Here is a 21,506-nt window from a genome sequence, read left to right on the forward strand (position 1 = left end):
ACGAGATGAATTAATGAGAAGAGCAGTGATCACCGGTATCGGCGTCATCTCCAGTATCGGCAACAACAAGGAAGAAGTGCTGGCCTCCCTGAAAGCAGGCAAATCTGGCATCACCTATTCCGAGCAGTTCGAGCAGCACAACCTGCGCAGCCGTGTCTGGGGTAACATCAAACTCGATCCGTCTGAACTGATCGACCGTAAAGTCATGCGTTTCATGGGTGACGCTGCGGCCTACGCCTACCTCTCCATGCAGCAGGCCATTGAAGATGCCGGCCTGGCGGAAGACCAGGTCTCCAACGAGCGTACCGGCCTGGTGGTCGGTTCGGGTGGTGCTTCCGGCAAGAACACCTCCGAGTCTGTGGACATCGCTCGCGAGAAAGGGGTCAAGCGTGTGGGTCCCTACATGGTGCCGCGCACCATGTCCTCCACCACCTCTGCCTGCCTGGCTACCCCGTTCCAGATCAAGGGCGTGAACTACTCCATCAGCTCCGCCTGCGCGACCTCCGCTCACTGCATCGGTCACGCCATGGAGCTGATCCAGCTTGGCAAACAGGATGTGGTCTTCGCCGGTGGCGGTGAAGAGCTGGACTGGTCCTCTACCATCCAGTTTGATGCCATGGGCGCGCTGTCTACCAAATACAATGACACGCCGGAAAAGGCGTCCCGTACCTATGATGCGAACCGCGATGGTTTCGTCATCTCCGGTGGCGGCGGCATCCTGGTGATCGAAGAGCTGGAGCACGCGCTGGCTCGTGGTGCTCACATCTATGCCGAGCTGACCGGCTACGGCGCCACTTCCGACGGTTACGACATGGTCGCCCCGAGCGGTGAAGGCGCGGTGCGCTGCATGAAGATGGCGATGCAAGGTGTTGGCAAGGTTGACTACATCAACACCCACGGCACCTCCACCCCGGTCGGTGATACCAAAGAGCTGGAAGCTATCCAGACCCTGTTTGGTGCCAACGGTCCCAAGATCTCTGCCACCAAGGCGATGACCGGCCATGCGCTGGGCGCCGCCGGCGTGCACGAGGCTGTCTACTCCCTGCTGATGATGGAACACGGCTTCATCGCCCCCAGCATCAACATCGAGACCCTGGACGAGAAGGCTGAAGGTCTGCCCATCGTGCGCGAGTACGAAGAGGCCGAGCTCAACACCGTCATGTCCAACAGCTTCGGCTTTGGCGGTACCAACGCCTCCCTGGTGTTCAGCAAGTTCAAGGCTTGATGAGCCCGTCATGAGTTGCAAAAAAGGCGCCGCAAGGCGCCTTTTTTATTGGGTGTTCGTCAGGCCCGCGCCTGCAGTGGCAGTCGCATGTAGGTGGCGCCCTCGCCGTATTCAGCCAGGGACTTCTGGGTGCTGGCAGGCTTGAATCCCTGCTTGCGCCAGAAGGCCGGCGCATCCTGCACCGCCACCAGACCGGCGTGCTCGAACCCTTCGTCGGTGGCAAACGCGAGGGCGGTGGCGAGCAGCCGCTGGCCGATCCCCTTGCCGCGAGCCTGTCTGGAGACGGCGAGATCGTGCAGATAGAACTCGTCGTTGCCGGCCAGGCGTTGCACGGACACGGAGAGGGGCGGTGGCTGGTGGGCGCGCCAGGGGTGGCAGAGCAGGTAACCCAGCACCTGGCCCTGATATTCGGCGACCCAGCAGCAGTCGGGCGCCAGTTCGGCCTTGTTGCTCATGACGTCGATGGGTTCAGGATCCAGCTGGTGATAACACTCGTCCTGAATGGCCATGATGGCGGGCCAGTCGTTGGCCCGGGTCGTGCGGATCCTGATCATAATGACAGGGCATGGCTGCCCGAAAACGCTGATTAAATAGTGAATGCGTCAGCCAGCCTACCAGAAGCGGGTCACCAACTGAACAGGCATCTTCAAATGATGCCTTTTTTGATCAGCGCGCCGCCTGTTTGCTGACGACCTTGATGAGCTGGTAGCGCAGGGAAGGGGCATCTGCCGGCACATCGGTGAGCGGCTCCTTGCTGACGCTCAGCTGGTAGCGGTAGCCGGGTTCAAACTGGAAGCCTTCAATCTGCTGATAAAACAGGGTCCAGGGCTGCTGCTCGTCGCTGCGCACCTGCATGCACTGCATGGGGCCGACACCGACGCAGTGCACCAGCTGACTGTTGACGTAGAGAGTCTCGCCGGCGGTCGGGGCAGGGGCGCTCTGGCAGGCGCTGAGCAGCAGGGCGGCGCCGGCGCTGATGAATAATGGTCTCATGATGGACTCCTTGGCTAAAAGGGGGGCATTAGAGCGGCAAATGAAAAGGCGGTCAATGACCGCCTTTGTAACAAAATATCTGAAACCTGCGACTCAACGCTGGTCGAGCGGAGTGAACTCGCGCTGCGGCTGACCGGTGTAGAGCTGGCGCGGACGGCCAATCTTCTGATCCGGATCCGAGTGCATTTCGTTCCAGTGGGCAATCCAGCCGATGGTACGGGAGATGGCGAAGATCACGGTGAACATGGACATGGGGATGCCGATGGCCTTCATGATGATGCCGGAGTAGAAGTCCACGTTCGGGTAGAGCTTCTTCTCGATGAAGTAGGGGTCGGACAGCGCGATGCGCTCCAGCTCCATGGCCACGTCCAGCAGCGGATCCTTGATCTGCAGCTCGGTCAGTACTTCGTGACAGGTTTCGCGCATCACGGTGGCACGGGGGTCGTGGTTCTTGTAGACCCGGTGACCGAAGCCCATCAGACGGAACGGATCGTTCTTGTCCTTGGCCTTGGCGATGTACTCGGGGATGCGATCCACTGAGCCGATCTCCTCGAGCATCTTGAGGCAGGCTTCGTTGGCACCGCCGTGGGCTGGACCCCACAGGGAGGCGATCCCCGCGGCGATACAGGCGAACGGGTTGGCACCGGAGGAGCCCGCCAGACGCACGGTGGAGGTGGAGGCATTCTGCTCGTGGTCCGCATGCAGGGTAAAGATGCGGTCCATGGCGCGTTCGACGATGGGGTTGACCTTGTACTCTTCGGTCGGCACGCCAAACATCATGTGCAGGAAGTTGCCGGCATAGGAGAGGGCGTTGCGCGGCTGCATGAACGGCTGGCCGATGGAGTACTTGTAGCACATGGCGGCCAGGGTCGGCATCTTGGAGAGCAGACGGAAGGCGCAGATCTCGCGGTGCTCTTCGTTGTTGATGTCGAGGGCGTCGTGATAGAAGGCGGAAAGCGCGCTGACCACGCCGCACATGACGGCCATGGGGTGAGCGTCGCGGCGGAAGCCGCGGAAGAAGAAGGCGATCTGCTCATGCACCATGGTGTGGCGGGTGACCAGACGTTCGAATTCCGTGTATTGCGCCTTGGTGGGCGCCTCGCCGTACAGCAGGATATAGCAGACTTCGAGGTAGCTGGCCTGGGTGGCCAACTGGGCGATGGGGTAACCACGGTGCAGCAAGACACCCTGATCGCCATCTATGTAAGTGATGGATGATTTGCAAGAACCGGTGGCCATGAAACCGGGGTCGAAGGTGAAGTACCCTTGCGCGCCCAGCTTTCTGACATCGATCACGTCAGGTCCGACAGTTCCTGACAGGATCGGGAGTTCTACCGGGTCTTTGCCGGGCAGATGTAGGGTGGCTATCTTATCAGCCATAGCACGTCTCCTTTGCTCTTTTATAATTTGATTCCAGCTCTACTTTATTACGAGTTTGATGACGCTGGCAAAGGTTCTGACCCGTACCAGGGCGGCTGGAGCGCCTTATTTGAAACAGAGTTCAGGCCTGTTGTCAATTTTGCTGGATGATCATTAATGTTTTGTTAAATCAGTTGTGAGATCTGGTTTACGGTTTTGGGTTTTCTTTGTAGCTAATTGATTGTCATTGGTTAAGCCCGCCGATATACTGCGCCTCGTGGGTGATGGCTGTCGGTGTTTGAAACGCTTTCGCAAAGCCAGATGTGATATTGAAAATGTCGTTTTTGGCTTTCCCGAGTTGTTTTGGTAACAAAAACCTAACAAATGCCACTCCATGCCCTCATAAGCGTGAAAAAACAATAACTAACGTGCTCAATGGAGCTGAGTGGGCAAAGCCGTGAAAAATAAACAGAGACCTGTAAACCTCGACCTACAGACGATCAGCTTTCCTGTCACCGCCATCGCTTCCATCTTGCATCGTGTCTCAGGGGTCATCACCTTTGTGGCGCTCTCAATCTTGCTGTGGATGCTTGGTACTTCACTCGCCTCTCCCGAAGGATTTGAGACCGTGGTGTCCATCATGGACAACTTCCTGGTCAAATTCGTGCTGTGGGGGATCCTGACCGCGCTGGCTTACCACATTGTGGGCGGGCTGCGTCACCTGGTCATGGACATGGGCTATTGGGAAGAGCTGGAATCCGGTAATCAAAGTGCCCGTGTGGCCTTCGTGATCACTGCGATTTTGGCGGTATTGGCGGGGGTTCTGGTATGGTAACCAATTCTGCAACATTCGGGCGCAGCGGTGTTCACGATTACATCCTGATCCGCGCCACCGCCCTCATCATGACCTGTTATGTCCTCTATCTGGTGGGTTTCGTTGCGTGCAACGACATCAGCTACGAGGTGTGGACCGGTTTCTTCGCGAAAACCTTCACCAAGGTGTTCACCCTGTTGGCGCTGCTGTGTGTGCTGATCCATGCCTGGATCGGTCTGTGGCAGGTGCTGACCGACTATATCAAGCCGGTCGGGCTGCGCGGTGCGCTGCAGTTTGCACTGGTGGTGGTGCTGTTTGTCTATCTGATGACGGGTTTCGTCGTGCTGTGGGGTGTGTAAGGTGACTATTCCAACTCGTGAATTTGATGCGGTCGTGATCGGCGCCGGCGGTGCCGGCATGCGCGCCGCGCTGCAGATTGCCCAATCCGGCAAGAGCTGCGCACTGCTTTCCAAGGTTTTCCCGACTCGTTCCCACACGGTTTCCGCCCAGGGCGGCATCACGGTTGCGCTGGGCAACGCCCACGACGACAACTGGCAGTGGCACATGTATGACACCGTGAAAGGCTCCGATTACATCGGTGATCAGGAAGCCATCGAGTACATGTGCAAGACAGGCCCCGAGGCCGTCTATGAGCTGGAGAACATGGGTCTGCCCTTCTCCCGCTTCGACAACGGCCGTGTCTATCAGCGTCCGTTTGGCGGTCAGTCCAAGAACTTTGGTGGCGAGCAGGCTGCCCGTACCGCGGCGGCTGCCGACCGTACCGGCCACGCCCTGCTGCACACCCTGTATCAGCAAAACGTCAAGAACAAGACCACCGTCTTCTCCGAGTGGTATGCGCTGGATCTGGTGAAGAACCAGGACGGCCACATCGTCGGCTGTACCGCCATCGACATGGAGAGCGGTGAAGTCGTCTACTTCAAGGCCAAGGCCACCGTACTCGCCACTGGCGGCGCCGGTCGCATCTACCAGTCCACCACCAACGCCCACATCAACACCGGTGACGGTGTCGGCATGGCGCTGCGTGCCGGGGTCGGCGTGCAGGACATGGAGTTCTGGCAGTTCCACCCCACCGGCATCGCCGGGGCAGGGGTACTGGTCACCGAAGGTTGCCGCGGTGAAGGCGGCTACCTGCTGAACAAAGACGGCGAGCGCTTCATGGAGCGTTATGCGCCGAACGCCAAGGACCTGGCCGGTCGCGACGTGGTGGCCCGTTCCATCATGATCGAGATCCGCGAAGGCCGTGGCTGCGACGGTCCCTGGGGCCCGCACATCAAGCTCAAGCTGGATCACCTCGGCAAAGAGGTACTGGAATCCCGTCTGCCGGGCATCTGCGAGCTCTCTCGCACCTTCGCCCACGTGGATCCGGTCAAGGAACCCATCCCCATCATCCCGACCTGCCACTACATGATGGGCGGCGTGCCGACCAGCGTGAACGGCCAGTGCCTGACCCAAGACAAGGATGGCAACGACGTGCCGGTGGTCGGTCTGTTCGCGGTGGGCGAGATCGCCTGCGTCTCCGTGCACGGCGCCAACCGTCTGGGCGGCAACTCCCTGCTGGATCTGGTGGTGTTTGGTCGTGCCGCCGGCATGCACCTGGTGGAGACCCTGGGCTCGATGGAGCACGGCGTGGAAGCCACCGAAGCCGACATCGCCAAGGCGCTCGAGCGCCTCAACCGCTGGGAAAGCAACCGTAACGGTGAAGACCCGGCCCAGATCCGCAAGGATCTGCAGCGCTGCATGCAGAACAACTTCTCCGTGTTCCGCGAAGGGGATGCCATGGCGGAAGGGCTGGCCGAGCTGAAACTCATCCGCGAGCGCCTCAAGAACGCCCGTCTGGACGACACCTCCAGGGAGTTCAACACCCAGCGCATCGAGTGCCTGGAGCTGGACAACCTGATGGAGACCGCCTATGCCACCGCGGTGGCCGCCAACTTCCGTACCGAGAGCCGGGGCGCCCACAGCCGCTTCGATTTCCCGGAGCGTGACGATGAGAGCTGGCTGTGCCACAGCCTTTATCATCCGGACACCGAGTCCATGACCCGTCGCGCTGTCAACATGTCACCCAAGACCCGTGAGGCGTTCCCGCCCAAGGTCCGGACTTACTGATTGCGGAGCCAAGCACAATGAACGTCACATTCTCTGTCTACAGATACAATCCGGATGTTGATAACGTCCCCCATATGAAGGAATATCGTCTTGATATTCCTGAAGGTTCCGACATGATGGTGCTCGACGCACTGATCCAGCTCAAAGAGCTGGATCCCACGCTCGCCTTCCGCCGCTCCTGCCGCGAAGGGGTCTGTGGATCAGACGGTCTCAACATGAATGGCAAGAACGGTCTTGCCTGCATCACCCCGCTCTCCGATCTGCTGAAGAAGGGCAATAACGTCGTTATCCGCCCCTTGCCAGGCCTGCCGGTGATCCGCGATCTGGTGATCGACATGACCCAGTTCTACACCCAGTGGGAGAAGGTCAAACCCTTCCTCATCAACGACGAAAAATTGCCGCCCGTGCGTGAGCACCTGCAATCCCCCGAAGAGCGCGCCAAGCTGGATGGCCTGTACGAGTGCATACTCTGTGCCTGCTGCTCCACCTCTTGCCCCTCCTTCTGGTGGAACCCGGACAAGTTCATCGGCCCGGCCGGGCTGCTCGCCGCCTACCGCTGGTTGGCGGATAGCCGCGACACCGCCGCGACCGAGCGACTGGGTAATCTGGATGACGCCTTCAGTGTGTTCCGTTGCCACGGCATCATGAACTGCGTGAACGTCTGTCCCAAGGGATTGAACCCGACCAAGGCCATCGGCCACATCAAGTCGATGCTGCTCAACCGGGCTGTTTGATATCAGGGCCAGGGCGTCACGCGCCAGGCCCGACCTCTGGATAGCCATCCAGCCTGGATGGCTATTTGACCCCTACAAGCTGCGCTGCAGTGAACAAGATGTACAAGGGATAGAAATGCATAACGGCGTGATGAAGGCCTGGTTGGAGTCATCTCACCTGGCTGGTGCGAATGCAAGCTATATCGAGGATTTGTACGAATCCTTCCTGGAAGACCCCGAATCCGTAGCCGAAGAGTGGCGCAGCCTGTTTAGCTCGCTGCCCCAGGTTAATGGCCATGCGATAGAACAACCCCATTCCCGGGTCCGCGATTATTTCCGTCGCCTGGCCAAGGAGCCCTCCCGTTACAGTGCCCCCGTCTCCGATCCGCAAGTGGATGCCAAGCAGGTGCGGGTACTGCAGCTGATCAACGCCTTCCGCTTCCGCGGCCATCAAAACGCCAATCTGGATCCGCTCGGCCTGTGGGCGCGTGAAACCGTTGCCGAACTGGACCCTGCGTTTCACAACCTGCAAGGCGCGGACATGGAGGCCACCTTCAACGTGGGCTCCTACGCCATCGGTCGCGAGACCATGGTGCTCTCCGATCTCTATGCCTCGCTGAAGAAGACCTACTGCGGCAGCATCGGCGCCGACTACATGCACCTCACCTCCACCGAGGAGAAGCGCTGGCTGCAAGACAGGCTCGAATCCATCGAAGGGAAGGGGAGCTATACCCTCGAAGAGAAGACCCGCTTCCTCGAGAGCCTGACCGCCGCCGAAGGGCTGGAAAAATACCTGGGCGCCAAGTTCCCGGGGGCCAAGCGTTTCTCCCTGGAAGGGGGCGATGCCATGGTACCCATGCTCAAAGAATTGATCCGTCGCGCCGGTGAGCAGGGCTGCAAAGAGGCTGTCATCGGCATGGCTCACCGCGGTCGCCTCAACGTGCTGATCAACGTGTTGGGCAAGCGCGCCCAGGACCTGTTCGACGAGTTTGCCGGCAAGCACGGCGAATCTTGGGGCACGGGTGACGTGAAGTACCACATGGGCTTCTCGTCCGACTTCGCCACCCCGGGCGGCAACGTCCATCTGGCGCTCGCCTTCAACCCGTCTCACCTCGAGATCGTCAACCCCGTGGTCATCGGCTCGGTGCGTGCCCGCATGGACCGCCGCGGTGACAAGGACGGCTCGACCGTACTGCCCATCACCATCCACGGTGACTCCGCCATGGCCGGTCAGGGCGTGGTGGCCGAGACCTTCAACATGTCCCAGACCCGAGCCTATGGCGTCGGCGGGACGGTGCGCATCGTCATCAACAACCAGGTGGGCTTCACCACCTCCTATATTCGTGACCTGCGCTCCACCGAATATTGCACCGACATCGCCAAGGCGGTGCAGGCCCCCGTGCTGCACGTCAACGGTGACGATCCGGAAGCCGTGGTGCTGGTGACCCAGATTGCCCTGGATTATCGCAACACCTTCAAGCGCGACGTGGTGATCGAGCTGGTCTGCTACCGTCGTCACGGTCACAACGAGGCCGACGAGCCGAGTGCCACCCAGCCCTTGATGTACCAGAAGATCAAGCAGCACCCGACCCCGCGCAAGATCTACGCCGATCAGCTGGTGGCGGATGGCGTCATCAGCCAGGAGCTGGCTACCTCCCTGGTCAACGAGTATCGCGACACCCTGGATCGCGGTGAGCGGGTGAGCAAGGAGTGGCGTCCGATGGAGCTGCACTCCGTCGACTGGACCCCCTACCTGGGCCACGACTGGGCCATGGCCTATGACAGCACTGTGCCCATGGATCACCTGAAGGCCCTGGGCGAGCGGGTGAGCCAGTATCCGGCCACCCACGTGCTGCAGCGCCAGGTCGAGAAGATCTACGAAGACCGCCGCCTGATGGCCGCCGGCGAGAAGCTGGTGGACTGGGGCTTTGCCGAGACCCTGGCCTACGCCACCCTGGTGGACAAGGGTTCCCGCATCCGCTTCACCGGGGAAGACTCCGGCCGCGGCACCTTCTTCCACCGCCACGCCGTCCTGCACAACCAGACCGATGCCAGCACCTACACCCCGCTGTGCAACCTGCACGACGAGCAAGGTCCGTTTGAAGTCTACGACTCGGTGCTGACCGAGAACGCGGTACTGGCGTTTGAATATGGCTACGCCAGTGCCGAGCCGGCCGGCCTCACCATCTGGGAAGCCCAGTTCGGCGACTTCGCCAACTGCGCCCAGGTAGTGGTAGACCAGTTCCTCTCCTCCGGCGAGCAGAAGTGGGGCCGGATGTGCGGCCTGACCATGCTGCTGCCGCACGGCTACGAAGGGCAGGGCCCGGAGCACTCCTCCGCCCGTCTGGAGCGCTATCTGCAGATGTGCGCCCAGCACAACATGCAGGTGTGCGTGCCGTCCAACCCGGCCCAGGTGTTCCACATGCTGCGCCGTCAGGTGGTACGTCCGATGCGCCGTCCGCTCATCGTGATGACGCCCAAATCCCTGCTGCGCCACCCGCTGGCGGTAAGCAAGCTCGAAGAGCTGGCCGAAGGCACCTTCCAGAACGCCATCGGCGAGATCGATGCGTTGGATCCGAAGGGCGTCAAGCGCGTGGTGTTCTGCTCCGGCAAGGTCTACTACGACCTGCTCGATGCCCGTCGCAAGGCCGAGCAGCAAGATGTGGCGCTGGTGCGGATCGAGCAGCTCTACCCCTTCCCGGAAGAGGAAGTGCGCGCCATCCTGGCCGACTACAGCCATGTCACCGATTTTGTCTGGTGTCAGGAAGAGCCGCAGAACCAGGGCGCCTGGTACTGCACCCGTCATCACTACGACAGCGTGCTGCCAAGCCATGCCCGTCTGCGTTATGCCGGTCGTCCGGCCTCGGCCTCGCCGGCCGTCGGTTACATGTCCGTCCACGCCAAGCAGCAAAAAGCCCTGGTGGAAGACGCACTTACCCTGGAATAACGAGTTGTGAAGGAGAGGGCGCTCCCCGGGAGCGTCCTCTTCGACCAAGAACAAGCCCGCTGGCCAAGAAGTAAACAAGGAACTGATTAGATGACTATCGAGATCAAAGTACCGGACCTGCCGGAATCAGTGGCGGATGCCACCATCGCGACCTGGCACAAGAAGCCGGGTGATCTGGTTGCCCGTGACGAAGTGCTGGTTGACATCGAGACCGACAAGGTCGTGCTGGAAGTGCCGGCGCCGGAAGCTGGCGTGCTGGGGGACATCCTGCAAAGCGAAGGGGCCACCGTGCTCTCCCGCCAGCTGATCGCCATGCTCAAACCGGCCCCGGTGGCCGGTGAAGAGACCAAGGAGAAGCCGGTGGAAGCGGTAGCCGATGACGCCGCCGATGGCCTGAGCCCCTCCGTGCGCCGCCTGGTGGCCGAGCATGACATCGACGTTGCCAAGCTGACCGGTACCGGCAAGGGCGGTCGCGTCACCAAGGAAGACGTGGAAGCCTTCATCAAGGGTGGCAACAAGCCTGCCGCCACGCCGGTTGCCGCTGCAGCCCCTGCTGCACCGGTCGCCCCGCTGGCCGGTCGCACTGAAAAACGCGTGCCCATGACCCGTCTGCGCAAGCGTATCGCCGAGCGTCTGCTGGAGGCCAAGAACACCACCGCCATGCTGACCACCTTCAACGAGATCAACATGGCGCCCATCATGAAGCTGCGCAAGCAGTACGGCGAGATCTTCGAGAAGAAGCACGGTATCAAGCTCGGTTTCATGTCCTTCTACGTGAAGGCGGTAGTGGAATCCCTCAAGCGCTACCCGGAAGTGAACGCGGCGCTGGACGGTGACGACATCGTCTACCACAACTACTTCGACGTCAGCATTGCCGTCTCCACCCCCCGTGGTCTGGTGACTCCGGTGCTGCGTGACTGCGACAGCATGAGCCTGGCCGACATCGAGAAGGCCATCAAGGATCTGGCCGGCAAGGGCCGTGACGGCAAGCTAACCGTGGACGAACTGACCGGCGGCAACTTCACCATCACCAACGGTGGCGTGTTCGGCTCCCTGATGTCCACCCCGATCATCAACCCGCCCCAGAGCGCCATTCTGGGCATGCACAAGATCCAGGACCGCCCCATGGCCGTCGACGGCAAGGTCGAGATCTTGCCGATGATGTACCTGGCGCTCTCCTACGATCACCGCATCATCGACGGCCGCGAGTCGGTGGGCTTCCTAGTCTCCATCAAGGAGCTGCTGGAAGATCCGACCCGTCTGCTGCTGGACGTCTAAAGAAATCGGCAGGAGTGGCAAGCCTGTGGGCCTGCCAAGCCGCGCCACAAGCTTGCCGCCGGGTCTGTCACCCGGCGGCAAGCGGGGGCCCTCGCGGCCCTGACGGAACGTCTGAGTGAAAGTGAAATTAGAAAGATAACGAGGGGCCACCCTGGCCTCTTTCACAGGGGATTGAGAAACACGAGCCCCGGACGGAAATACCTACAACACGGATAGAGCATCTATGAATCTGCATGAATATCAGGCAAAACAGCTGTTTGCCGAGTATGGCCTGCCGGTCTCCGAAGGTTATGCCTGTGCCACCCCGCAGGAAGCGGCCGAAGCGGCCGACAAAATTGGCGGCAACACCTGGGTCGTCAAGTGCCAGGTCCACGCCGGCGGCCGCGGTAAAGCGGGCGGCGTCAAGCTGGCCAAGAGCAAGGACGAGATCCGTGCCTTCGCCCAGAACTGGCTCGGCAAGAATCTGGTGACCTACCAGACTGACGCCAACGGTCAGCCGGTCACCAAGATCCTGGTGGAATCTTGCACCGACATCGCCAAGGAGCTCTACCTGGGCGCCGTGGTTGACCGTGGCAGCCGTCGCGTGGTCTTCATGGCCTCTACCGAAGGTGGCGTGGAGATCGAAAAAGTCGCCCACGAAACCCCGGAACTCATTCACAAAGCCGCCATCGATCCGCTGGTAGGCCCGCAGCCTTATCAAGCCCGCGAGCTGGCCTTCAAACTGGGTCTGGTCGGCGATCAGATCAAGCAGTTCACCAAGATCTTCATGGGTCTGGGCCAGATGTTCCTGGACTGCGACTTCGCCCTGCTGGAAATCAACCCGCTGGTCATCACCGACAAGGGCAACCTGCACTGCCTGGATGGCAAGATCAACATCGACGCCAACGCCCTGTACCGCCAGCCCAAGCTGCGCGAGATGCACGACCCGTCCCAGGATGACCCCCGTGAAGCGCACGCCGCCCAGTGGGAGCTGAACTACGTGGCCCTCGATGGCAACATCGGCTGCATGGTCAACGGCGCGGGCCTGGCCATGGGTACCATGGACATCGTCAACCTGCACGGCGGTTCACCGGCCAACTTCCTGGACGTCGGCGGCGGCGCCACCAAGGAGCGGGTGACCGAGGCGTTCAAGATCATCCTCTCCGACAGCAAGGTACAAGCCGTGCTGGTCAACATCTTCGGCGGCATCGTGCGCTGCGACATGATCGCGGAAGGCATCATCGGTGCCGTGAAGGAAGTCGGGGTGAAAGTGCCCGTGGTGGTGCGTCTGGAAGGCAACAACGCCGAACTGGGTGCCCGTAAACTGGCCGACAGCGGCCTCAATATCATCGCCGCAACGAGTCTGACTGACGCAGCTCAGCAAGTGGTAAAAGCAGCGGAGGCCAAATAATGAGCGTTCTGATCAACAAAGACACCAAGGTGATCTGCCAGGGCTTTACCGGCGGTCAGGGCACTTTCCACTCCGAACAGGCCATTGCCTACGGTACCCAAATGGTCGGCGGCGTGTCGCCGGGCAAGGGCGGCACCACCCACCTGGGCCTGCCGGTGTTCAACACCGTCCGTGACGCCGTGGAAGCCACCGGCGCCACCGCCTCCGTCATCTATGTACCGGCCCCGTTCTGCAAGGACGCGATCCTGGAAGCGATCGATGCCGGCATCAAGCTCATCGTCACCATCACCGAAGGCATCCCGACCCTGGACATGCTGGACGTCAAGGTGAAGCTGCAGGAAACCGGCGTGCGGATGATCGGCCCCAACTGCCCGGGCGTCATCACCCCGGGTGAGTGCAAGATCGGCATCATGCCCGGCCACATCCACAAGCCGGGCAAGGTGGGCATCGTCTCCCGCTCCGGCACCCTGACCTATGAAGCGGTCAAGCAGACCACGGACGAGGGCTTCGGCCAGTCCACCTGCGTCGGTATCGGTGGTGACCCCATCCCGGGTTCCAATTTCATCGACATCCTCGAGATGTTCCAGAACGATCCGCAGACCGAAGCCATCGTGATGATCGGCGAGATCGGCGGCAACGCCGAGGAAGACGCGGCGGCCTACATCAAGGCCCACGTCACCAAGCCGGTGGTCTCCTACATCGCGGGCGTCACCGCTCCGGCTGGCAAGCGCATGGGTCATGCGGGCGCCATCATCGCCGGTGGTAAAGGCACCGCGGCAGAGAAATTTGCCGCCCTGGAAGATGCTGGCGTGAAAACCGTGCGCTCCCTGGCCGATATCGGCAAGGCACTGCGTGAAGTGACCGGCTGGTAAGTTAGCCTGTTATCTCAGATAGCAAAATGCCGCCCTTTGGGGCGGCATTTTTATTTCTAATGATTTGACATCATTATTCATTCTCGCGAATCTAAAGATATTTTGTATCTTGTCACAGGGGATATATGGAAATTTCATTGCTTGCGGATCATCCGCATGATGTATCGACGATAGTTGGCTGGTATTTCGATGAGTGGGCCTCTCAGGTGCCCGGCGTTACGAAAGAGATGGTACGTAAAAAGGTTGATGTAAAAGCCTTGAATAGAAATATCCCATTTAGCTTGGTCGCGCATGACGATAGCGAACTGGTTGGAACATTGGAACTGAAAATCCAAGAAAATAAAAACTACCCTGAATATGAGTTCTGGATTGGTGGTATCTATGTTCCAGCGCCGCACCGCAGAAAAGGCATCGCCAAAAAAATGATTAATGTCGCCAAGGATATGGCCGTTTCCCGTGGTGTTGCGACACTATACTTGCAGTGTGAAACACATAACGTTGACTTCTATCGTCAGCAAGGCTTCAACGCAATACATAAATCAACCCACGGTCACTGGGAAACGACCATCATGGTATGGCACGCGCCTGTATAACAATCTTGTCAGTGTATTGAGTGAGCCTGTCTTCATGCAGCAAAACGCGCAGAAAACAGACCCCGTGCAGAGCGCCCCCTTCTGGCTGGCAAAAAAGTCTGCAACAGATGACCACGACCGAGTGGGAGTCCCTGTGCGACGGCTGCGGCAAGTGCTGCCTGAACAAGCAGGTCGACGAGGACACCAGTGCTCCGACTAAGGCAACCGCTTTAAAAAGAGCCGGGCTGTCCTTTCAGATTTCAGTGCTGAGCATTATTATCATTGACTTCTCTTGTTGCCCTGTAATTAATCATGCAACAAATTATGCTGAACCAAACTACTATAAGTAGGCAGGGCAGGAAAACTGTCTGGAGTTCTAATCTATTCATCCCCCTCAACAAATGGATACATAGTTCATAACAAGCGAAGCTATGGGTAAGATGGCCATTCTTGATATTCTAAAAGGGTTGGTGTTAGTGTTGCAGGCCATATACATTAGCCATTTTTTCAATGCACATCAGCCAAGACAAACCTGTTGAAGAGTGGATGCACACAGCTTTGGGGAACATATGACGGCTAAATTATCGATTCGCTCATATACTTTTGTGTCACATACCCACGCACATGACCATCACCAATTGGTGTTTCCTTTAATCGGTGCGGTTGACATGCATACAGGCCGGCATGCAGGAAGAGGGGTTCCTGGACAATGTATCATAACTCTTGCTGGGGATGAGCACACATTTGCACCAGAAAAAGGGTCATATTTTCTGGTTGCAGATTTAAGTGAACTTCCTGCAAATATAGAGAAGTTACAAGAGTCTTTTGTGAAAATCTCCGAGCCTGTTCAAGCTTTCTGCTTCTTTGTTCAAAAGCAACTTGAGTACCGAACCAGTCCGACACTGGAAAGTAGTATGGGGAATTGGTTTTTTCAGCTTCTGAGCGAACAACCATTTTTGCTGAATACAGATAAGAGGATCTCCCGAGCAATAGAACACTTGGAAAATGATATCCGAATGTCGCCTTCACTGGATGAATTAGCCTCTGTCGCTTGCCTGAGCATAAGTCAATTCAAAACACTGTTTAAAAATGAGACAGGGAAAACACCAGGACAATATCTGCTGCATTTAAGGATGGAAAAAGCAAGGGCATTGCTGGTCAATACTGACTACCCTGTCAACGTCATAGCGGGCGAGGTCGGGTATCAGGATTCATCTGCATTCAGCTCTAGATTTAGTCATTACTACGGCTATCAACCTAGAAAGCTACGAGCGAGATAATGCACGAATCAGCTTTTGGCAATACTAAATCGGCTTTTGAACAAACTGTAAGTGAGAGTTTAATGGTAACTTTCAGGGACAAGATAAATAACCAAAGGTAATTGTCCGTGATTGACTCGACACTCTTTATTTTCATCACTACATCATTGTTGATCGTCTTGGCTCCAGGGCAAGATATGGTGTTAGTACTATCCAGTTCTATAGCAAGAGGCCCGAAAGCTGGAGTGATTACAGCGTCTGGGGTCGCGACTGGATTGTTGGGTCATACATTTCTGGTAGCTTTAGGCTTAGGTGCCTTGTTACAAGCATCAGAGTTAGCCTTTGATATAATGAAGTATGTTGGTGCGGCTTACCTTTTTTATCTTGGAGTAAAATTATTTAAAGCGTCAGCTATTGGCTTTGATAATGTGGGAGACGTCGATGGGAGTATGAGTTCCTTCTTCTTTAAAGGAATGATCTCTAACATAAGCAATCCAAAAATAGCAGTATTTTATTTTGCCTATCTACCTCAGTTTGTCAGTGTTGATAGTGCGTCATCGACACAAGAATTATTGTTTTTAGGGGCATCATTTGCGTTCCTTACCTTTTTAGTAAAATTACCAATAGGTTACTTGGCTGGAGTGTTATCTCCTTGGATACAGTCTAAACCTGCTGTTCAGATTGGATTAAACCGTTCTTGCAGTGTTATCTTGATAGGTATGGCTGTAAATCTATTATTCTTAAGTCAACTGTGAGTTTATAAAATAGGTGGCAATTGAGATTTAGTTGATTTTTAATAGATGTAAGGTCCTTGTATTTTAATAGCGGCGACCTTGAATCATCCTCTGTTACACCGAGATACCTCCTGTACCTCTTCTCCTGTTAGCTGTATCTATTTGGTCGTGATGTCAAAGCTGCCAACCTTGAAAAATCGTTCCATAGCGCGTATAACCACGCGCTTGTCAGTGTATTGAGTGAGCCTATCTTCATGCAGCAAAACGCGCAGCAAACAGAACCCGTGCAGAACGCCCCCTTTTGGCAGGCGAAGAGCCTGCAGCAGATGACCATGACGGAGTGGGAGTCTCTGTGCGACGGCTGCGGCAAGTGCTGCCTGAACAAGCTGATCGACGAGGACACCGAGGAGCTGGTGTTCACCAACGTGGCCTGCAACCTGCTCAATACCAAGACCTGCCAGTGCTCCGACTACGGCAACCGCTTTAAGAAAGAGCCGGACTGCCTGCAGATCACCCACGACAAGATTGCCGAATATGACTGGCTGCCGTCGACTTGCGCCTACCGCCTGCTGGCGGAGGGGCAGAGCCTGCCAGAGTGGCATCCGCTTATCACCGGCAGCCGCAGCGCCATGCACCAGGCCGGCCAGTCGGTGCGCGGCAAGGTGGTGCACGAGGTGGATGCCGGCGACTGGATCGATCACATCATTACCTGGGCCAGCTAACGCCAGGCCCGCCTATCGGGCCAGCCGCGAGCCGTACCAACTGCGAAGGGGCAGGGGAGCCATCACTCTCCTGCCCCTTCGGCTTTCTGGCTTCTTCCGAAGCGATGCGAAGGCGTCTATTTGTCCGCCTTGCCCGCCGCATCGGCCAGTTTGGCCAGCTGTTTGTCATACCAGGCCACCGGGCGATTTTCATCTTCTGCTCGCTCCTTGCGCCGGATGGCGTTGCGCACCACCATGGCGCCCAGCCAGCGAAACGGCTCTGGCGGAAAATAGCCGCGCGGGCCGCTGACCAGCGCGCAGTCGCGCCACGGCTTGTCTTCTTCCCGTACCTCATCTCTCACCAACGCTGCCAGGATCTGGCCACCCATCCAGCTCTGTGCCACCCCGTTGCCGGAATAGCCGAGGCCATAGACAACGTTGGGCTGCCCTCGCCAGTGGCCGAAGAAGGGGAGGCCATCTACCGAGCGGTCGGATGCGCCACACCAGCTGGCGGCGATGGGCACCTCTTTGAGCGCCGGAAAGAAGCGGTGCAGGGTGCGGGTGAGGGGGGCAAGATAGCGGCTCGGTTCGTCGAACTCGGCCAGATGGCGGTTGGCAAAGGCGAAGGTGTTGCCCCCCTTGCCCAGCATCAGCCGCCCTTGCGGGGTCGAGCGGTAGTAATGGACAAAGGTGCGGCCATCCACCACGGTGCGGCCGTGCGCAAGCTGCTGGGCGGCCAGTGCATCCGGCGCGGGGTCGGTTATCACCATATCGGAGGAGACCAGCACGATACTGCGGCGAAACTCGCGAAAGTGCTGCACCATGGCGCTGCTGAGGGCCAGCACCACCTTGCGGGCACGCACCTCACCCTGCGGCGTTTGCACCCGCGCTGGCTGGCCCGCCTCAAGGCGCTGCATGGGAGAGTGCTCATAGACCTCGACCCCCAGCTCCCGCGCCACCCGCAGCAGGCCACGAACCAAGAGCGCTGGTTGCACCGAACCGGCGTGGGGGCTGTAGAGCCCTTCCAGATGAACGTGGGAGCCGCTCTGGCTCGCCAGTTCACCCTCCGCAATCGCCTGCCACTGATTAAGGTCGGCTCGCTGTAGCTCACGTAATACCGGCTCCATCAGGCCGCGCTGCGCCTCGCTGGTGGCGGTGTAGCAGGTGCCCTCGACCCTCAGCTCTGCCTCTATCTGGTGCTTTTCGCAGAAGCGGGCAATCTCGTGCACCGCCTGCTCGGATTTTTGCACCAGCCAGGCGGCCTGCTGCTCGCCAAACAGGCGCTTTAACGTCAGGTATTTGGCCGACCAGGTGAGCAGGCAGCCGCCGTTGCGCCCCGAGGCGCCGCTGCCGCAGCGATCTTTTTCCAGCACCATGATGCGCAAGTGTGGCTCGGCCTGTTTAAGGGCGATGGCGCTCCACAGCCCGGTAAAGCCGCCGCCGACGATGCAGACATCGGCCTCGTGGTGGCCGACGAGGGGCGTGGGTGGCGCGGGTTGTTCGGCGGCGAGCGCTTCGGCCAGCCAGAAGGGGAGAGTGGGCATGATGACTCCTCGATAAGGTTATGGGTGGCGCCAGCGCTGGGTGCGATCCAGCAGGGTGCGGCTCAAAAAGAGCTGGAGCAGCTTGACGGTGGCGGCGGCCAGCAGGATCAGGGTGGCCATGGCGGCGGCCGCGGCGGTATCGCCGGAATCCTCCATATTCAGCACGGCGATGGAGGCGAGCACGCTGTCGCTCGAGTAGAGGAAGATCACCGCCGAGGTGGTGGTCATGGCGTTGACGAACAGATAGATAAAGATTTCCAAGAGCGCTGGCAGGGAGGCGGGTAGGGTGACGCGCCAGAACGCCTTCCAGAGCGGAATGCGCAATGAGATGGCCACCAGCTCCAGCTCTTTGGGCAGTTGCTTGAGGCTGGTCAGCGCAGTCATATGACCCACGGTGTAGTAGTGGATGACGCAGGAGAGCACCATCAGCGGCAGAGTGCCATAGAGGCTGCCAAAGAGCGGATTGCCGTTGAAAAAGAAGATGTAACCCAGCCCCAGCACCATGCCGGGCACCGCCAGCGACAGCATGGCAAGCAGATGCAGCAACTGGCGTAGCCATGCAAAGTGGCGCCCCTTCTCCTGCGCCCAGGCCAGCACCATCACCAGCACTGTGCCCACAAGGGCGGTAAAAAGACCCAACTGCAAGGTATTGGTAAAGGGCTGCCAGCCGTAGACGCTGTTGCTGTCAAAGGCGTAGTGATCCAGCGTCAGCCCGAGGTTATAGGGCCAGAACTGCACCAGGGAGCCATAAACCGCCATCCCGACCAGCGCCAGAAACAGCAGGGCCCAGAGGGTGCACCAGCCGAGCGCCAGCAGATCCCGTAGCCGATGGGGTTTGGGCTGATAGGGCACCGCCTTGGTGCTGCTCTGCTCCTGCATCTTGCTACGCACCCTGTGTTCCAGTGCAAAGCTCAAGAGTGCCGGCAGCAGCAGGGTGACGCTGGCAACAGCGCCCAGCGAGAAGTTCTGCATCCCGATCACCTGCCGGTAGATGTCGGTAGCCAGCACGCTGTACTGGCCGCCAATCACCTTGGCCACCCCGAAGTCGCAGATGGTGAGGGTGAAGACCGCTATGGCGGCGCTCAAAAGGCCATAGCGGGCGGTAGGCAGAGTGACGGTGACAAAGGTGCGCCAGCCGCTGCTGCCGAGCACCCGGGAGGCTTCATAGAGGCGGGCATCGCTCTGACCGAGCGCCGTGATGAGGATCATCAGGGCGTGGGGAAAGCACCAGAAGCCAAGGCCAATGACGATACCGATGGGGCCGTAGATGCTCTCGCCGCCGAGCAGCCCCTTGGCGATCCCCTGATTGCCAAACCAGTAGACCAGACTGATGGCGGGCAGCAGGGAGGGCATCAAGAGCGGGATAAGGCCGATGAGGCGAAACAGCCCCTTGCCCGGCATGCAGGTGCGGGTGAGGGCATAGGCGTAGCCAAAGGCGATGGTCACCACCAGCGCGGTGATCAGCACCCCGAGCCAGAGGGTGTTGCCGATGGTGCGCCCCAGATGAGGGGAGTCGAAGTAGGCGCTGAAGTTGGCAAGGCCCACCCAGAGGCCGTTTTCATCCTGCAGGCTCTTTTGCAGCATGGTGAGCAGCGGCAGCAGCAGACCGCCGGTGAGCAGGGCGATGCCAAGCAGAAGCAGGATCAGTTGCAGCAGCTGATCCCGGCTCCAGCCGCGACAGAGCCGCTGCCAGCGGCCGTCTTGCCGGGCTGTCGCGGGCGGCAACAGGGAGGAGGTCGCAAGGGGGGCTGTCATGGGCGCTCTCCTTCAAACAGCTGCATCGCCCCGGCGGGCCAGTGCAGTGAGCAGCGCATGCCGCTGCGCCAGCCACCCTGTTCGTGGCGGGGCAGCTCGTGGGTCGGGCGCTCCACCAGGATCTGCTGCGGGCCCAGATAGGTGTCTGCGGTGCAGATAAGGCGCTGGGCGGCGCCGAGAAACTCCACCTGATCGATCTGCGCGTCGATGCCGTGCTGCCCAAGAGACAGCTCGCTCGGCGCACTCAGGGTGATCGCCTCGGGGCGGATCGCCACCTGCAATTTGCTGCCGGCTGCGGCCCGGTTGGCCAGTGTCAGTGGCTGCTCGTTAAGGCGCACCTGAGTGGGGCCGAGCACCAGGGTGTCGAGGAAGTTCATGGTGCCGACAAAGCTTGCCACGAAACGGCTGGCAGGCTGGTGGTAGATCGCCTGCGGGGTGCCCACCTGCACGATACGGCCGCCCTCCATCACCACGATGCGATCGGCCATGGTCAGCGCCTCTTCCTGATCGTGGGTCACCATGATGGTGGTGATGCCAAGGCGCTGCTGCAGGGCGCGGATCTCGCTGCGAAGGTGGGTGCGTACCAGTGCATCCAGCGCGCTGAGCGGTTCGTCCAGCAGCAATAGGCCGGGGGAGAGAGCCAGGGCCCGGGCCAGCGCCACTCGCTGCTGCTGGCCGCCGGAGATCTGGCTCGGGTATTTGTGGGACTGGGCCGTGAGATCCACCAGCCCCAGCCAGTGATCGACCCGCTCCTTGATGAGATCCCGCGCCAGCCCCTGATTCTCAAGGCCGAAGGCGATGTTCTGGGCCACCGTCAGGTTGGGGAAGAGGGCGTAGGATTGAAACACGATGCCAAAGTCGCGCTGCTGGGGCGGCAGCTGGGAGATATTGCGCCCCCCTTGCCAGATCTCGCCGCTGTCCGGCAGTTCCAGCTCCAGCCCGGCGATGGCTCTGAGCAAGGTTGTTTTGCCGCAGCCGGAGGGGCCGAGAAAGCAGATAAACTCCCCCGGCTCAATGGTCAGAGAGATCCCCTTGAGGGCCTGAAAAGCACCGAACTGCTTGTTGAGATGTTGAATGTCCAGATAGGGCTGGGTCATGGTTCGACTCGCTACTGATTTGGTATATACCAGTTTGCGGGTGAAGTGTGACGGTCAGGTGATCGAGGGATGACGGCTTGATGACAGTCAGATGACGAGGGGGCGCCAGCAGGTGGCTTGGCCGCT

General features: G+C 59.2%; 19 protein-coding genes. 13 read left to right on the forward strand and 6 right to left on the reverse strand.

All coding sequences use genetic code 11. The features are described 5' to 3' along the window. The first annotated feature begins 13 nt into the window (after nucleotides 1-13). A complete protein-coding gene (gene fabB / locus ACB031_RS00610) occupies nucleotides 14-1,225 on the forward strand; it encodes a beta-ketoacyl-ACP synthase I (RefSeq protein WP_010634180.1) in 1,212 nt (403 codons plus the stop codon). 59 nt (nucleotides 1,226-1,284) lie between these two features. Here the strand turns inward: fabB and ACB031_RS00615 are convergent, their stop codons facing one another. From ACB031_RS00615 to ACB031_RS00625, 3 genes are all read right to left on the reverse strand, one after another. Continuing rightward, nucleotides 1,285-1,779 (reverse strand): GNAT family N-acetyltransferase, encoded by a 495-nt coding sequence (locus tag ACB031_RS00615; RefSeq protein ID WP_042049270.1) that lies wholly within the window; start codon nucleotides 1,777-1,779, stop codon nucleotides 1,285-1,287. A 112-nt stretch (nucleotides 1,780-1,891) separates the two neighbouring features. After that, nucleotides 1,892-2,218 (reverse strand): DUF4377 domain-containing protein, encoded by a 327-nt coding sequence (locus tag ACB031_RS00620; protein WP_371138809.1) that lies wholly within the window; start codon nucleotides 2,216-2,218, stop codon nucleotides 1,892-1,894. Between the two features lie 93 nt (nucleotides 2,219-2,311). Then, nucleotides 2,312-3,598, reverse strand: coding sequence for a citrate synthase (locus ACB031_RS00625; RefSeq protein ID WP_005300205.1), 1,287 nt, complete (start codon nucleotides 3,596-3,598; stop codon nucleotides 2,312-2,314). 424 nt (nucleotides 3,599-4,022) lie between these two features. On the opposite strand from ACB031_RS00625, the gene sdhC reads away from it, so the two are divergent. The 12 genes from sdhC to ACB031_RS00685 all read left to right on the forward strand — a co-directional run bounded on the left by sdhC (nucleotide 4,023) and on the right by ACB031_RS00685 (nucleotide 17,005). Next, nucleotides 4,023-4,412 carry a succinate dehydrogenase cytochrome b556 subunit gene (gene sdhC / locus ACB031_RS00630; protein ID WP_005300207.1) on the forward strand — a complete coding sequence of 130 codons (390 nt, stop codon included), beginning with the start codon at nucleotides 4,023-4,025 and terminating at the stop codon, nucleotides 4,410-4,412. Next, nucleotides 4,406-4,750: a succinate dehydrogenase, hydrophobic membrane anchor protein gene (sdhD, locus tag ACB031_RS00635; RefSeq protein ID WP_213343523.1), complete on the forward strand. Its 345-nt coding sequence runs from the start codon at nucleotides 4,406-4,408 to the stop codon at nucleotides 4,748-4,750. The genes sdhC and sdhD overlap by 7 nt, the downstream gene beginning before the upstream one ends. Before the next feature lies 1 nt (nucleotide 4,751). Beyond that, complete coding sequence (gene sdhA, locus ACB031_RS00640; protein WP_017779962.1) at nucleotides 4,752-6,518, forward strand: succinate dehydrogenase flavoprotein subunit; 1,767 nt, start codon at nucleotides 4,752-4,754, stop codon at nucleotides 6,516-6,518. A 17-nt stretch (nucleotides 6,519-6,535) separates the two neighbouring features. After that, the gene (locus ACB031_RS00645; RefSeq protein WP_010634177.1) at nucleotides 6,536-7,252 is read left to right on the forward strand and encodes a succinate dehydrogenase iron-sulfur subunit; all 717 of its coding nucleotides are present in this window, start codon (nucleotides 6,536-6,538) and stop codon (nucleotides 7,250-7,252) included. 115 nt (nucleotides 7,253-7,367) lie between these two features. Further along, a complete protein-coding gene (gene sucA, locus ACB031_RS00650; protein WP_371138810.1) occupies nucleotides 7,368-10,178 on the forward strand; it encodes a 2-oxoglutarate dehydrogenase E1 component in 2,811 nt (936 codons plus the stop codon). 90 nt (nucleotides 10,179-10,268) lie between these two features. Beyond that, nucleotides 10,269-11,456, forward strand: a complete 1,188-nt coding sequence (gene odhB / locus ACB031_RS00655) for a 2-oxoglutarate dehydrogenase complex dihydrolipoyllysine-residue succinyltransferase (protein ID WP_371138811.1) — start codon at nucleotides 10,269-10,271, stop codon at nucleotides 11,454-11,456. 223 nt (nucleotides 11,457-11,679) lie between these two features. Beyond that, a complete protein-coding gene (gene sucC, locus ACB031_RS00660) occupies nucleotides 11,680-12,846 on the forward strand; it encodes an ADP-forming succinate--CoA ligase subunit beta (RefSeq protein WP_005300220.1) in 1,167 nt (388 codons plus the stop codon). Then, the gene (sucD, locus tag ACB031_RS00665) at nucleotides 12,846-13,718 is read left to right on the forward strand and encodes a succinate--CoA ligase subunit alpha (RefSeq protein ID WP_005300222.1); all 873 of its coding nucleotides are present in this window, start codon (nucleotides 12,846-12,848) and stop codon (nucleotides 13,716-13,718) included. Before sucC ends, sucD begins: the two co-directional genes overlap by 1 nt. Before the next feature lie 125 nt (nucleotides 13,719-13,843). Further along, the gene (locus ACB031_RS00670; RefSeq protein ID WP_371138812.1) at nucleotides 13,844-14,311 is read left to right on the forward strand and encodes a GNAT family N-acetyltransferase; all 468 of its coding nucleotides are present in this window, start codon (nucleotides 13,844-13,846) and stop codon (nucleotides 14,309-14,311) included. Between the two features lie 548 nt (nucleotides 14,312-14,859). Beyond that, nucleotides 14,860-15,570 (forward strand): AraC family transcriptional regulator, encoded by a 711-nt coding sequence (locus ACB031_RS00675; protein WP_254202117.1) that lies wholly within the window; start codon nucleotides 14,860-14,862, stop codon nucleotides 15,568-15,570. Between the two features lie 107 nt (nucleotides 15,571-15,677). Further along, the gene (locus tag ACB031_RS00680; RefSeq protein ID WP_279700169.1) at nucleotides 15,678-16,304 is read left to right on the forward strand and encodes a LysE family translocator; all 627 of its coding nucleotides are present in this window, start codon (nucleotides 15,678-15,680) and stop codon (nucleotides 16,302-16,304) included. A gap of 233 nt (nucleotides 16,305-16,537) precedes the next feature. Beyond that, nucleotides 16,538-17,005, forward strand: coding sequence for a YcgN family cysteine cluster protein (locus tag ACB031_RS00685; protein ID WP_017787165.1), 468 nt, complete (start codon nucleotides 16,538-16,540; stop codon nucleotides 17,003-17,005). A 116-nt stretch (nucleotides 17,006-17,121) separates the two neighbouring features. On the opposite strand, the gene ACB031_RS00690 is transcribed toward ACB031_RS00685, so the two are convergent. The 3 genes from ACB031_RS00690 to ACB031_RS00700 are packed head-to-tail and all read right to left on the reverse strand — an operon-like array spanning nucleotide 17,122 to nucleotide 21,380. Next, nucleotides 17,122-18,528 carry an FAD-dependent oxidoreductase gene (locus ACB031_RS00690; protein WP_371138813.1) on the reverse strand — a complete coding sequence of 469 codons (1,407 nt, stop codon included), beginning with the start codon at nucleotides 18,526-18,528 and terminating at the stop codon, nucleotides 17,122-17,124. Between the two features lie 18 nt (nucleotides 18,529-18,546). Beyond that, the gene (locus ACB031_RS00695) at nucleotides 18,547-20,283 is read right to left on the reverse strand and encodes a putative 2-aminoethylphosphonate ABC transporter permease subunit (RefSeq protein ID WP_371138814.1); all 1,737 of its coding nucleotides are present in this window, start codon (nucleotides 20,281-20,283) and stop codon (nucleotides 18,547-18,549) included. Then, on the reverse strand, nucleotides 20,280-21,380 hold the full coding sequence (locus ACB031_RS00700) for a putative 2-aminoethylphosphonate ABC transporter ATP-binding protein (protein WP_371138815.1): 1,101 nt from the start codon (nucleotides 21,378-21,380) through the stop codon (nucleotides 20,280-20,282). The genes ACB031_RS00695 and ACB031_RS00700 overlap by 4 nt, the downstream gene beginning before the upstream one ends. Nucleotides 21,381-21,506: the final 126 nt, after the last annotated feature.

The sequence above is a fragment of the Aeromonas sp. S8(2024) genome (assembly GCF_041403085.1).
Classification (GTDB): domain Bacteria; phylum Pseudomonadota; class Gammaproteobacteria; order Enterobacterales; family Aeromonadaceae; genus Aeromonas; species Aeromonas dhakensis.